The following is a 13,240-nucleotide window of genomic DNA, read 5'->3' on the forward strand; positions in this document are numbered from 1 at the left end:
ACCCGGAGCGGGGCCCGTCGTCGTGAGCCGGGACGCTACTCGGCCTTGATCGCCTGCAGCATGTTCAGCCGGGCCGCCCGCCGCGCCGGCCACAGCGCCGCCAGCACACCGACCACCGCGGCCAGCAGCAGGAAGATCCCCATCCGCTGCCACGGCAGGACCAGTTCGTACGTCGCCATCCGCGCGCCCACGAGTTCACCGGCCGCCCAGCCGAAGAACACGCCCAGACCGAGGCCGAGCACCCCGCCGAACAGCGAGATCACCAGGGACTCCAGCCGGACCATCCGCTTGACGCCCTTGCGGTCCAGGCCGATCGCCCGCAGCATGCCGATCTCCTGGGAGCGCTCGAACACCGACATCGCCAGGGTGTTGATGACACCGATGACCGCCACGATCACCGCCATCGCCAGCAGGCCGTAGACCATGTTCAGGATCAGGGTGAACATCTTCGCGACCTCGTTGGAGAGGTCCTGCTTGTCCTGGACCCTGATCGCGGGGTTGCTGCCGAGGGCCTTCTCCAGGGAGTCCTTCACGGCGTCCGACGTGCCGTCGGCGGTCTTCACCATGACCATCATGTCGGCCGGTTCCGACTCGTGCGGGTCCAGGGTCGCGGTGTCGATCATGATGCCGCGCATCAGCTCGTTGGCCTCGTAGACCCCGGAGACCGTGAGCTTCTGCTTCTCGCCGTCCCCGTAGGCGACGGTGAACGCCGAACCTGCCTTCCAGCCGTACGACTTCGCGACGTCCTCGTCCACGACGACCCGGGTGCCGCCGATCTCGAAGGAGCCCTGGACGACCGGGAAGTCGGTCAGGTCGCCGAACGTGGCGCCGTTCACACCGGTCAGGTACTCGGTCTCACCGTCGATCCGGGCGTCCGCGTTGCGCATCGGACTGGTCGCGGTGACGTCGCCGGCCCCCTTCAGCTTCTTCTCGACGTCCGGCGACAGCGGGTGGCCGTTCGCCATGGACACCATGTAGTCCGCCTTGATCGCGGACGCGGCCATCTTGTCGATGGACTTCTGCAGACTGCCGGCCATCACCGTCATCCCGGTGATCAGGGTGAGCCCGATCATCAGCGCGGACGCGGTGGCGGCGGTACGGCGCGGATTGCGCACCGAGTTCTGCCGGGCGAGCTTGCCCGACACCCCGAAGACGCGCAGCACCGGGCCCGCGGCCGCGATCAGCGGACGGGACAGCAGCGGGGTCAGGATGAAGACACCGATGATCAGCAGTACGGCGCCGAGCCCCATCGGGGCCTGGCCGTCGGAGCCGTCCATCGTCGTGGCCGCGAGGACCACCGCGACACCGGCCGCCGAGAACAGCGCGCCCAGCGTGTTGCGCAGCACCAGCGACTTGGTGGTCGCCTGCGCGTGCAGCGCGCTCATCGCCGCCACCGGCGGGATCTTCGCGGCCCGGCGGCCGGGCAGCCACGCGGCGAGCATGGTCACCAGGATGCCGACCGCGAACGCGGAGCCGACCGTGCCCGAGCTGATCACCAGCGGTCCGTCGGGCATGGGCGCGTCCAGCGCCCCCATCAGCGAGCGCAGACCCGCGCCGATGCCGACACCGGCGACCAGTCCGGCGACGGCGGCGACCGCGCCGACCACGAACGCCTCGATCAGCACCGACCGCGTCACCTGACGGCGGGACGCGCCGACCGCGCGCATCAGGGCCAGTTCCTTGGTGCGCTGGGCGACCAGCATGGTGAAGGTGTTGGCGATGATGAACGTACCGACGAACAGCGAGATCCCGGCGAAGACCAGCAGCCCCTGCTTCAGGCCGCTCATCGAGGCGGCGATCGCCTCCGCCTGGTCGTCGGCGAGCTCCGTGCCCGTCGTGGTCTCCACGACGTCGGAGGGCAGCGCCTTCTCCAGCTGGGCCCGGAGCTCGGTGTCGCTGACGCCGGCCTTCGCCTTCACGGCGATCTCGTCGAAGGTGCCCGGCTTGCCGAACAGCTTCTGCGCGCTCGCCGTGTCGAACAGGGTGAGGCTGCCGCCCGCCGCGACGTTGCCGTCGTCGGTGGTGAAGACGCCGGTGATCACCGGCTCCAGGACGGGACCGTCGACCGACATCCGCACGGTGTCGCCGACCTTGTAGCCGGCCCGCTTCGCGGTCTCGGAGTCGATGAGGATCTCGCCCTCGCCCTTCGGCGCGCGCCCGTCGGTCAGCGGGTAGCGGGGGTCCTTGTCGCCCCAGTAGTTGCCGCCCTGCGACTGGAAGCCGTCGCCGATCAGCTTGCCGTCCTTGCCGGCGATCGCGGTGAAGCCCTGGACGGTGCCGATGGCCCGGGCGGCGCCGGGGACGGCGGCGCTCTCGTCGACCAGTTCGCGGGTCAGCTCCGGGTACTCGCCGACCCTGTCGCCCTCGGCCTCCTTCCACTGGGCCGTGACGGCGACGTCGACGTGGTCGAAGCCCTTGGCGGACTGGTTCTGCAGGGCGCCGGAGAGGCTGTTGGTGAAGACCAGGGTCCCCGACACGAAGGCCACGCCGAGCATCACGGCGAGCACGGTCATCAGGAGCCGGGCCTTGTGCGCGGAGACGTTGCGCAAGGCGGTACGGAACATGGGAGTCTTCTCGAGTCCAGACGTATGGAGGAGGGGCGGGCGGAGGACGCGGGCGAGTCAGCTGGTGCGGCCCTTGGCGTCGAACTCGGGGGTCTGGGGGTTCCCCCCAGGAAGATTCCGCATGCGGTCGAGTACAAGGTCGGCCGTCGGCCCGTACACCTCGTCGACGATGCGGCCGTCCGCGAGGAAGACCACACGGTCCGCGTAGGCGGCGGCGACCGGGTCGTGCGTCACCATGACCACCGTCTGCCCCAGCTCGCGCACGGAGTTGCGCAGGAAGCCCAGCACCTCGGCGCCGGAGCGGGAGTCGAGGTTTCCGGTGGGCTCGTCGCCGAAGATGATGTCGGGCCGGGAGGCCAGCGCCCGCGCCACGGCGACCCGCTGCTGCTGACCGCCGGACAGCTGCGAGGGCCGGTGGCTCAGCCGGTCCGACAGCCCGACCATCCTGATCACGGTGTCCAGCCACTGCTTGTCCGGCTTACGGCCCGCGATGTCCATCGGGAGGGTGATGTTCTCCAGCGCGGACAGCGTCGGCAGCAGGTTGAACGCCTGGAAGATGAAGCCGATCTTGTCCCGGCGCAGCCTGGTCAGCTGCTTGTCCTTCAGCGAACCCAGCTCGGTCTCCCCGATGCGTACGGACCCGGAGGAGAAGCTGTCGAGGCCGGCCACGCAGTGCATCAGCGTGGACTTGCCGGAACCGGACGGGCCCATGATGGCGGTGAGCTCGGCCTGCTGGAAGGCGATGGAGACCCGGTCCAGGGCGACCACCTGGGTCTCGCCCTGGCCGTAGATCTTAGAAAGCTCCGTGGCGCGCGCGGCCACGGCGGTGGTCCGGTCGGCGAGGGATGCGGTGGTCACGGGATGGCACTCCTGTCGGGACGACGTGTTCTCGGGGACAGTCACCATCGTTCCGTCCGCCCGCCGCCGTGTAGTCAGCCGCTGCTCCCGTTCCGGGGGGCGACTGGGGAGGGACCGCCGGGCGCGGCGTCATACCTCAGGATGACGGGGGCCCCTGAGCCGGGGGCGCGCGGGAACGGGTGGAGCGCCCTTGTCCGGACGGTGAAATTCCGTCATTTCACGTGCATGACGGATCGTCACACGAGAAGCTGGTGGCACGTGCTGACGGCGCATTCCCGCGGCTGATGCTCCCTCAGGCGCCAATAAAACAAGACAAGATCGGCCCATCCCGCCGCTGCTCGCGGGAGGGCCACCGATAGGCTCGGGACGCTCGAAGCGGAGCCCATGGCCTGCCCGGATGGTGGAAAGCAGACACGGCGAGCTTAAACCTCGCTGCCCCTGAGCGGGCGTGCCGGTTCAAGTCCGGCTCCGGGCACCACCACGTACTCGGCCCGACCTGCCGGAGGGCCCGCTCTCCCCTGCCGCCGGCCGTGTTTCTGAGTGCGCGTACTCAGGGGTTGAGCAGGAGCGCGTATACCGGGCTCGGCCCGTGATCGGCACCGTGGACGGAGTGAGAGGTTCGCTTCGTCGGCGGGGGTGCCGTATGGCCGGGGGTTTCTGGTTGCGGGTGGCGGTCGCGGGAGCCGCCGTGGTGTCGCTGGCCGGGTGCGGCAAGGCGGATCTGGCCGTGCTGAAGGCGCCCGGGTGCCCCGAGGAGGGCTCCGCGCGGCCCGCGCGGGAGGAGGACCGGCCGGCCGGGACCGTGTGGGCCTGGGCGCCGCTCTTCCAGGCTCCCGAGGGCACGCCCGGGGAAGGCGCCGTGCCGGGGCTGACCGACGTCGTGTCCATCGCCGACGGCGGCCACACCCTGGTCGCCGTACGGAGCGACGGCACCGTGTGGTCGTACGGCACCAACGTCGACGGCTCCCTCGGTCACGGATCGCGTGAGCGCCACTACCTCGCCGAGCCCCGCCGGATCACCGGGATCGGGCCCGCGCACGCGGTCTACGGCAGCGGGCCCACCTTCTACGTGGTGCTGCGCGACGGCACCGTGGCGGCGTGGGGCTCGGACCGGTTCCTGGTCAAGGGCGGCAAGCGCGAGGGGTACGACGGGGTGGCCACGCCGGAGCGGGTGCCGGGGGTGAGGGGCGTCGCCGCCATGGGGCCCGGCTCCCTCAACGCGTTCGCGCTGCGCGGCGACGGCCGGGTCCTCGGCTGGGGCATCAACCTGACCGACGTCCTCGGCGACCGTGACGGCACCCGGCTCACCACGATCGACGGGGTGAGGGGCGTCTTCGACGTGGCGTCGGCCGGCGGGGCCGTGGTCGCCGCGACGGCGGACGGCCGGGTCTGCGCCTGGGGCGGCAACGCGCACGGACTCCTCGGCGTGGAGCCCCGCGGCGGCCAGTCGGGGCGCCCCGTGCTCGTCAGGGGGCTGACGGACGTCGTCCAGGTGGCCGGCGGATCGGACGTCGCCTACGCCCTCGGCCGGGACGGCACCGTACGGGCCTGGGGACGGGGCGCGAGCGGCGCCCTCGGCGACGGTGACCGCTCGGACCACACCTCCGCACGGCCGGTCCGGGTGGAGGGGCTGCCCGAGATCCGCCGGATCGCGGCCCACGGGCTCACCGGGTACGCCATCGACACCTCCGGCGGACTGTGGGCCTGGGGCTCGGGGCTGACGCTCGGCGACCACGCCCCGCGGACCGCCCGGCCGGTCCGCATCCCGCTCCCCGGGCCCGCCCTGGACGTCTCGGGCCACCACGCGATCGTCGGCGCGAGGTGAACGGATGATCTCCGGCGGGTTCCGGGCAGGTACCGGGTCGGTCATGGTTCGGTGCCGCACGGCGAAGGGAATCACCCGGCCGCGTAGCGTGTTGGGCAGCACAACGAGGGAAAGATCCTTCCTAAGCAGTAGGGTCATTCCTTTGCCTACCTATTACTCTTGAGCCAAGGCCACGCCGTGTGGCCATGGAGGAGTGAAATGAGGAGCAGAAACCCGGTCTTCTCGCGACGGGGGTTCAGCCGCGACAACGGCTACGCGGGCTTCAACACCGCGCCGCAGGCCGGGGGTCCCGCTGTCGCCACGCAGGCCAACCCGTACGCGCAGCCGACGGGCAACCCGTACGCCCAGAACCCTTACGCGCAGCAGGACCTGCAGTACGGCACTCCGCCGCAGGCACCGGCCACCACCGGCCGGATGACCATCGACGACGTCATCATGCGCACGGGCACCACGCTCGGTGTGCTCATCGTCACGGCCGCGCTCTCCTGGGCGCTGCTGCCGGTCGACGACGCCAACATCAGCCGGTCCTACGGCATCGGCATCGGTGCCGCGCTGATCGGCATGGTCCTGGCGTTCGTGCAGTCCTTCAAGCGCAAGGCCTCGCCCGCGCTGATCCTGACGTACGCCGCGTTCGAGGGTGTCTTCCTCGGCGTGATCTCCAGCATCGTCGACAACCGCATCGCCGACGGTGCGGCCATGCAGGCGGTGATCGGCACCATGGCGGTCTTCGCCGGTGTGCTGGTGGCGTACAGGGCGGGCTGGATCCGCGTCAACCGCCGCTTCTACGGCTTCGTGATGGCGGCCGCGCTCGGCTTCATCCTGCTGATGGCCGTGAACCTGCTGTTCGCCGTGTTCGGCGGCGGTGACGGCCTCGGCTTCCGCAGCGGCCCGCTCGGCATCGTCTTCGGCGTCATCGGCATCATCCTCGGTGCCTGCTTCCTCGCCCTGGACTTCAAGCAGGTCGAGGACGGCATCGCCTACGGTGCCCCGCGCGAGGAGGCATGGCTCGCCGCCTTCGGCCTCACGCTGACGCTGGTGTGGATCTACATGGAGTTCCTGCGGATCATCTCGATCCTCAACAGCAGCGACTGACTCCGGTAGTCACCGGCCGTACGGACGAAGGGCCCCGGGTTCGCACCCGGGGCCCTTCGCCGTGTCCGCACGCGTCACAGGAGTTTGCGTGCGGCCCGCCGCAGGTCGTACTCGTGCACGATCGCCTTGGCGTGGCCGTACGCCAGGTCGTACTCGTGCCGGAGCCAGCTGACCTTGTCCTCGAAGCGGAAGAGCGAGGGGCCTTCTTCGACGGTGCGCAGCCAGTCGGAGATCTCACGACCGGTGCAGTGGGGAATGCGGGCGAGCATGTTGCGATGGGTCTCCTCGGAGAGGACGTGGGACATCGGCGCCTCCGGACGCAGGGGATGTAAGCCGTAAGCCGGTCCTTCAGGTCACCGTGCCTGAGCGTTCGCCCGTTGGCAACAGTCCTGCCGCGCCGCGTACGCTCGCCGCGTGGTTGATACGACGCCCTTCACCCGTGCCGTGGATCATTTCGCCGACCGTCTGCGGGCCGCGCCGCAGAGCCGGCTCCAGCGGGGCGGGGCGGCCGAAGCGCTCGCCCTGGCCAGGGACTTGGCGCGGCGCACCCAGCTCGTCGAGGAGCCGGGCACCGAACCCCGAGAGATGCCCGACGCGGGCATGTTCGCCGCCGCCGACCAGATCACCGTCGCCGGCCACGACCTGGCGCTCGTACTGAAGAACGACGACGAGGTGCGGGAGGCCGTACGGCTGGTGGAGGAGGCACGCGAGCGTGCCGGGGTGTAGAGCGCCGGGGTGCGGACGCTTCGTCGGCTAGAGCGACGCGATGACGCGGTCCGCCAGGATGTAGACGTTCTCCTCGCCGCAGGAGAACGTCAGCGTGTACGCGCCCGAGATGCCGGAACCGCCCAGCAGGAACGGGGTCTCGCCCGCGCGCAGGGCCGCGGCCAGGCGCTCCGCCGTCTCACGGTGGCCCGGCGTCATGCACAGGGTCGTCCCGTCGGCGAAGACATAGACGTCGAGGGTGCCCAGCGGTCCCGGACGGACGTCGGTCAGCTCGGTCCGGGCGGCGGCCAGCTCCTCCAGGGTGGTCACCGTGCGCTCGTGGTCGTTCACCACCGGCGAGGGGTTCGGTACGAAGTCGGGGTGCGAGGGGTGACGGCGGCGGGCCGCGGCCAGCTCCGGGGAGTCACCGGAGTGCTCCTCGGTGTCCGCGCCCGGTTCGGTGACCGGCTCCAGACCCGCGAAATCGGCCTGCCGGGGCAGGAACAGCTCGCTGTCGGCCAGACCCAGCAGGGAGGGGTGGTCGGACGCGTCACGCGCCTCCTGGGCGGCCCAGAAGGCCCGCGCCTCCGCGAGCTCGCGCTCCCGCTCCTCGGCGAGCGCCTCCGCCACGGCGGCGCGTATCTCCTCAGTGCCGGCCGTGCCGGCCGTGCGGGCCGAGGGGACGTGCGCGTACGTGGCCGCGGCGCGGTTCTCGTCCAGGGCGGCGTGCAGCGCCGCCACCTGCCGGCGCAGCACCAGGATGCTGCGCAGCACGGCGACGCCCACGGCTCCGGTGGCGGCCGTGGTGACCAGCAGGGCGATCGGCATGGCGCTCACTGACGTACTCCCGGTTCAAAGTCGACCCCCGACTTCCTACATCAGCTTGAAGGGTGGACTAACCATCTGTCAGTGCGTAACGTCACGAAACGGACAGGTCTTTGGGGATACGCCCGGGAGGGGGTCGGTCCTGACCTGCGTGAATCCCCGCCGCGAGGGAGATAGGTCACATCCTGGGGGAGATTGGATCACGAATCGGCCCGGACCCCGGAGGTTCCGGAGGCCCGGGCCCCGGTATCACCGCATGTGGCGCGGCGGCTACCGTACGGCGTTCGGTGCCGGTTTCGGGTGGGGCGTCAGCTGAGGCGTTCGATGACCATCGCCATGCCCTGGCCGCCGCCGACGCACATCGTCTCCAGACCGAACTGCTTGTCGTGGAACTGGAGGGAGTTGATGAGCGTGCCGGTGATGCGGGCGCCGGTCATGCCGAAGGGGTGGCCGACCGCGATCGCGCCGCCGTTGACGTTCAGCTTCTCCAGCGGGATGCCGAGGTCGCGGTAGGAGGGGATCACCTGGGCGGCGAACGCCTCGTTGATCTCGACCAGGTCGATGTCGTCGATCGACAGACCGGCCCGGCCCAGCGCCTGCTTGCTCGCCTCGACCGGGCCGAGGCCCATGATCTCGGGGGAGAGGCCGGAGACACCGGTGGAGACGATCCGGGCGAGCGGGGTGAGGCCCAACTCGCGGGCCTTGGTGTCGCTCATGATGACGAGTGCGGCGGCGCCGTCGTTGAGCGGGCAGCAGTTGCCGGCGGTGACCAGGCCGTCCGGGCGGAAGACCGGCTTGAGGCCCTGGACGCCCTCCAGAGTGACGCCGGCGCGCGGGCCGTCGTCCTTGCTCACGACCGTGCCGTCGGGGAGCGTCACCGGGGTGATCTCGCGCTCCCAGAAGCCGTTCTTGATGGCTTCCTCGGCGAGGTTCTGCGAACGGACGCCGAACTCGTCCATGTCCTGGCGGGTGACGCCCTTGAGGCGGGCCAGGTTCTCCGCGGTCTGGCCCATCGCGATGTACGGGTCGGGGACGAGGCCGTCCTCGCGCGGGTCGTGCCAGGACGAGCCCGCCGACTCGGCGACGGCGGCGGTACGGGCCTCGGCCTCGGCGAACAGGGGGTTGCGGGTGTCCGGGAGGCTGTCGGAGTTGCCCTTGGTGAAACGGGAGACCGTCTCGACGCCGGCCGAGATGAACACATCGCCCTCGCCGGCCTTGATGGCATGCAGGGCCATGCGGGAGGTCTGCAGGGAGGACGAGCAGTAGCGGGTGATGGTGCAGCCGGGGAGATGGTCCATGCCCATCTGCACGGCGACGACACGGCCGAGGTTGTTGCCCTGCTCGCCGCCGGGGAGGCCGCAGCCGAGCATCAGGTCGTCGATGTCCCTCGGGTCCAGCCCGGGGACCTTGGCGAGGGCGGCCTGGATGATCGTGGCGGTCAGGTCGTCCGGACGCAGGTCCTTGAGCGAGCCCTTGAAGGCACGGCCGATGGGGGAGCGGGCGGCGGAAACGATCACGGCTTCGGGCATCACGGCTCCATGGGAAGGGGTGGCGGGCGGTCATACCGGGAGTTGGTGCGGGCTCCTTGGGAAGTTACCCGTACGTATGGACGGGGTCACGGGTGACGCGATGTGACATGGACCGCAACTGTCTAAGCGCTTGCTTTTCGCTCCACCGCCGATCCGCGGGCAGGCGTCCCCGCCCCTCCGCGGGCAGGCGTGCCCGCCTCTCCGCGGGCAGGCGTGCCGCAGGGCGGCACGGGTGGGCGCGACGGCACCCCGCCAGCGCCGGGCCGCGCGACTCCCCCCGTCCCGCACCCACACCGTTGACCCGTGCGACGCGGGGCTGGGTTCACTCGCCGGCGCTTGCCGGGTGCCGCTGCGCCCACCCGTGCCGCCCCAGCGGCACGACTGCCCGCAGCGGCGGCGGAGTGCGGCGGTGGGGCCGCAGGCCCCCGGGGGGCCTGTTGTCACGACGGTTGTGTCGAAGGTTCCGGCTCCGTCTCCGACACACGCCGCCGCCGCCGGCGTTTCAGCAGCGCCCACGCCCCCCGTGGACCGGACGGCATCGCCGCCGTGACCTCCGTGCCCGCCTCCGACGCCGCCTCCGCCGCCGCGCGGGCGACCGGCAGGAACCCCTCGCGACGCGCGGCGTCCGGCCGCTCCTCCTCCGCCGGCCACAGCCCCAGCGCCGCGCACGCCGTCGGCAGTACCGCCATCGCGGCGGTGGCGTACCCCTCCACCGAGGGGTGATAGCTGTCCGGCCCGAACAGCTCGCGCGGATGCGCCGCGAACTCCGGCCCCAGCAGATCCCCTAGCGACACCGTGCGCCCGCCCTGCTCCACCGCCCCGATCGTCTGCGCCGCCGCCAGCTGCCGCGAGGCCCGCCGGGCCAGCCACCGCAACGGCTGCCGCACCGGCTCGATCGTGCCGAGATCGGGGCACGTACCGACGACCACCTCCGCACCGGCCGTCCGCAGCCGCCGTACCGCCGACGCCAGATGACGTACGGAACGGGTGGCCGGCATGCGATGCGTGACGTCGTTGGCCCCGATCATGATCACGCAGACGTCCGGCACCCGGGACGGATCCGCCAGCGCCCGCGTCACCTGCCGGTCCAGATCGTCGGAACACGCCCCCGGCACCGCCACCGTGCTCAGCCCCACCGGCCGCTCCGCGATCGCCGCCACCCCCGACGCCAGCAGCGCGCCCGGCGTCTGCCCGGCCCGGTGCACGCCCTGCCCGGCCGCCGTCGAGTCGCCCAGCATCGTCAGCCGCAGCGCCGGCTCGCCCGGCACCGTGTAGGCCGCGCCGTACAGCCCGTCTGCGTTCGGTACGTGAGGTGTCGTGCCGTTGCCCACGCGGCGCCGCGCCAGCTGGGCCTCGGCCACCAGCAGCCCCACCGTCGCCGCCCCGACCAGCCCGATGCCCCCGCCGCCGTACGCCGCGCCGGCCGCGATCCGCCGGGCAACCCTCGCCCTCGACATGCCCGTCATGCTCCGCCGCCACCTCCCTCGAACCCGTACACCCAGTGCTTGCCCCGTACGGACCGTGCCCCAATCCCCACAGCGAGTGAACGACCCACCCGAGTCCCGCCCGGACAGGGCCTAGGCTGGCATCACCACCACGACCACCTCTTTTGCAGCATCCGGAGACAACGGTGCAATTCCACGACTCGATGATCAGCCTCGTCGGCAACACCCCGCTGGTGCGGCTCAACAGCGTGACCAAGGGCATCAGGGCCACCGTCCTGGCCAAGGTGGAGTACTTCAACCCGGGCGGCTCCGTGAAGGACCGCATCGCCCTGCGCATGATCGAGGCGGCGGAGAAGAGCGGAGAGCTCCGGCCCGGCGGCACCATCGTCGAGCCGACCAGCGGCAACACCGGGGTCGGGCTCGCCATCGTGGCCCAGCAGAAGGGCTACAAGTGCGTCTTCGTCTGCCCGGACAAGGTCTCCACGGACAAGATCAACGTACTGCGGGCGTACGGCGCCGAGGTCGTCGTCTGCCCGACCGCCGTGGACCCCGAGCACCCCGACTCGTACTACAACGTCTCCGACCGGCTGGTCCGTGAGACCCCGGGGGCCTGGAAGCCGGACCAGTACTCCAACCCCCACAACCCGCTCTCCCACTACCACTCCACGGGCCCCGAACTGTGGGAGCAGACCGAGGGGAAGATCACCCACTTCGTGGCCGGCGTCGGCACCGGCGGCACCATCTCCGGCACCGGGCGCTACCTCAAGGAGGCCAGCGACGGCCGGGTGAAGGTCATCGGCGCCGACCCCGAGGGCTCCGTCTACTCCGGCGGCTCCGGACGGCCGTACCTGGTGGAGGGCGTCGGCGAGGACTTCTGGCCGACCGCCTACGACCGCGAGGTCGCGGACGGGATCGTCGCCGTCTCCGACAAGGACTCCTTCCAGATGACCCGCCGCCTCGCCAAGGAGGAGGGCCTGCTGGTCGGCGGCTCCTGCGGCATGGCGGTCGTGGCGGCCCTGGAGGTGGCCGCCGGGCTCGGCGAGGACGACGTGGTCGTCGTCCTGCTGCCGGACAGCGGCCGCGGCTACCTCAGCAAGATCTTCAACGACGAGTGGATGGCCGACTACGGCTTCCTGGAGGACACCGGCCCCAGCGCCCGCGTCGCCGACGTCCTGAACGACAAGGAGGGCGGCCACATCCCCTCCCTCGTCCACATGCACCCGGACGAGACGATCGGCCAGGCCATCGAGGTGCTGCGCGAGTACGGCGTCTCGCAGATGCCGGTGGTCAAGCCGGGCGCCGGTCACCCGGACGTGATGGCCGCCGAGGTCGTCGGCTCGGTGGTGGAACGGGAACTGCTGGACGCGCTGTTCAGCAAGAGCGCCTCGCTCGACGACCCGCTGGAGAAGCACATGTCCGCGCCGCTGCCGCAGGTCGGCTCCGGTGAGCCCGTCGCGGACCTGATGGCCGTACTCGGCAGGGCGGACGCGGCGATCGTCCTCGTCGAGGGCAAGCCGACGGGTGTGGTCAGCCGCCAGGACCTGCTGTCCTTCCTCGCCAGGACCGGGAAGTGACGGGACGTCGGACGACCGGACGGGCGGACGCCGGCGTGCGGGTGATCTTCGTGGACTTCGCGGAAGTGGTACGAGGGCGTCACGTGCGCGCAGCACTCGCTTAACACGGGTCCGGCAGATTGGTGGATGTCGGCGGAGCGGGAGCGGCTCCCCGTTCCGGCCGACGGCCATACGGCGTCGAAGGCCTCCGGAGCGGCTCCCGGACCTCCATGACGCCCAGGACGCGCGGCCCGCATCGACGGGCGCGCGTCTCCTGCGGGGACCGCCGTCGTCCCGACCCCCGGCGACGGGGGTGCGGCGGTCCCCGCGAGTGCTTTCCTCAGTCCTCCCAGTCGCTGTCCCGCGCGGACTCGCGGCGGCCGAACAGGCCCGGGTTGGTGCGCACCGCCTGGACGACGTTGACGCCGACGATGCCCAGCCAGGTGACCAGCAGGCCGGGGAGATGACCGACACCGCCACCGATCGCGGACAGCGGCACGGCCAGGACCAGCGAGACGATCCCGAAGCCGAAGCGGTCGCCCCAGCTGTCCGTGACCCTCGGCGACCGCGCGTCACGGGCCACCGTCATCTGCCGCTCCGCCACCTGCCGGCGGACCCGGCGCTCCACCGCGCCGTCGATGCGCTGATCGACCTTCTCCAGGAACGAGTCGACCAGCGCCGACTCGTACTCCTCGCCCAGCTCCCTGCGGGCCTGCAGGGAGGCGTGGAGTTCCTTCTTCAGCTCGGTGTCCCGCGCGTCCATTCCCGTCATACGTCCCACGGTAGGCAGCCGGGGCGTCCTCGGCACTGGGGGTAACCCCCGACTCCGCCTCGGGTTCGCCGT

11 protein-coding genes and 1 tRNA gene are annotated in these 13,240 nt (G+C 71.3%); 5 read left to right on the plus strand and 7 right to left on the minus strand.

Annotated elements, in window-relative coordinates:
* Positions 1-35 precede the first annotated feature (35 nt).
* Entirely contained in the window at positions 36-2,564 is a 2,529-nt protein-coding gene (locus tag IF28_RS0108895; RefSeq protein WP_030216316.1) for an ABC transporter permease, read from the minus strand.
* A gap of 57 nt (positions 2,565-2,621) precedes the next feature.
* On the minus strand, positions 2,622-3,422 hold the full coding sequence (locus IF28_RS0108900; RefSeq protein ID WP_030216318.1) for an ABC transporter ATP-binding protein: 801 nt from the start codon (positions 3,420-3,422) through the stop codon (positions 2,622-2,624).
* Positions 3,423-3,813: 391 nt separating this feature from the next.
* On the opposite strand from IF28_RS0108900, the gene IF28_RS0108905 reads away from it, so the two are divergent.
* From IF28_RS0108905 to IF28_RS0108915, 3 genes are all read left to right on the plus strand, one after another.
* Positions 3,814-3,900, plus strand: a tRNA-Leu gene (locus IF28_RS0108905).
* A 165-nt stretch (positions 3,901-4,065) separates the two neighbouring features.
* Entirely contained in the window at positions 4,066-5,247 is a 1,182-nt protein-coding gene (locus IF28_RS0108910) for an RCC1 domain-containing protein (RefSeq protein WP_030216320.1), read from the plus strand.
* Positions 5,248-5,445: 198 nt separating this feature from the next.
* On the plus strand, positions 5,446-6,339 hold the full coding sequence (locus IF28_RS0108915; protein ID WP_030216324.1) for a Bax inhibitor-1/YccA family membrane protein: 894 nt from the start codon (positions 5,446-5,448) through the stop codon (positions 6,337-6,339).
* A gap of 74 nt (positions 6,340-6,413) precedes the next feature.
* Here the strand turns inward: IF28_RS0108915 and IF28_RS0108920 are convergent, their stop codons facing one another.
* Complete coding sequence (locus IF28_RS0108920; RefSeq protein WP_030216325.1) at positions 6,414-6,644, minus strand: DUF4287 domain-containing protein; 231 nt, start codon at positions 6,642-6,644, stop codon at positions 6,414-6,416.
* Positions 6,645-6,753: 109 nt separating this feature from the next.
* On the opposite strand from IF28_RS0108920, the gene IF28_RS0108925 reads away from it, so the two are divergent.
* Positions 6,754-7,065 carry a hypothetical protein gene (locus IF28_RS0108925; RefSeq protein ID WP_106982018.1) on the plus strand — a complete coding sequence of 104 codons (312 nt, stop codon included), beginning with the start codon at positions 6,754-6,756 and terminating at the stop codon, positions 7,063-7,065.
* A gap of 27 nt (positions 7,066-7,092) precedes the next feature.
* Here the strand turns inward: IF28_RS0108925 and IF28_RS0108930 are convergent, their stop codons facing one another.
* The 3 genes from IF28_RS0108930 to IF28_RS0108940 form a co-directional block, all read right to left on the minus strand.
* Positions 7,093-7,881, minus strand: coding sequence for a hypothetical protein (locus IF28_RS0108930; RefSeq protein ID WP_030216328.1), 789 nt, complete (start codon positions 7,879-7,881; stop codon positions 7,093-7,095).
* Between the two features lie 296 nt (positions 7,882-8,177).
* Entirely contained in the window at positions 8,178-9,398 is a 1,221-nt protein-coding gene (locus IF28_RS0108935; protein WP_030216329.1) for an acetyl-CoA C-acetyltransferase, read from the minus strand.
* 440 nt (positions 9,399-9,838) lie between these two features.
* Positions 9,839-10,864: an SGNH/GDSL hydrolase family protein gene (locus IF28_RS0108940; protein ID WP_030216330.1), complete on the minus strand. Its 1,026-nt coding sequence runs from the start codon at positions 10,862-10,864 to the stop codon at positions 9,839-9,841.
* A gap of 164 nt (positions 10,865-11,028) precedes the next feature.
* On the opposite strand from IF28_RS0108940, the gene IF28_RS0108945 reads away from it, so the two are divergent.
* The gene (locus tag IF28_RS0108945; protein WP_030216331.1) at positions 11,029-12,417 is read left to right on the plus strand and encodes a cystathionine beta-synthase; all 1,389 of its coding nucleotides are present in this window, start codon (positions 11,029-11,031) and stop codon (positions 12,415-12,417) included.
* A 319-nt stretch (positions 12,418-12,736) separates the two neighbouring features.
* Here IF28_RS0108945 and IF28_RS0108950 read toward each other — a convergent pair whose 3' ends face one another.
* A complete protein-coding gene (locus tag IF28_RS0108950; RefSeq protein ID WP_030216332.1) occupies positions 12,737-13,159 on the minus strand; it encodes a membrane protein in 423 nt (140 codons plus the stop codon).
* Positions 13,160-13,240: the final 81 nt, after the last annotated feature.

Source organism: Streptomyces sp. NRRL WC-3626 (assembly GCF_000718785.1).
GTDB classification, from domain to species: domain Bacteria; phylum Actinomycetota; class Actinomycetes; order Streptomycetales; family Streptomycetaceae; genus Streptomyces; species Streptomyces edwardsiae.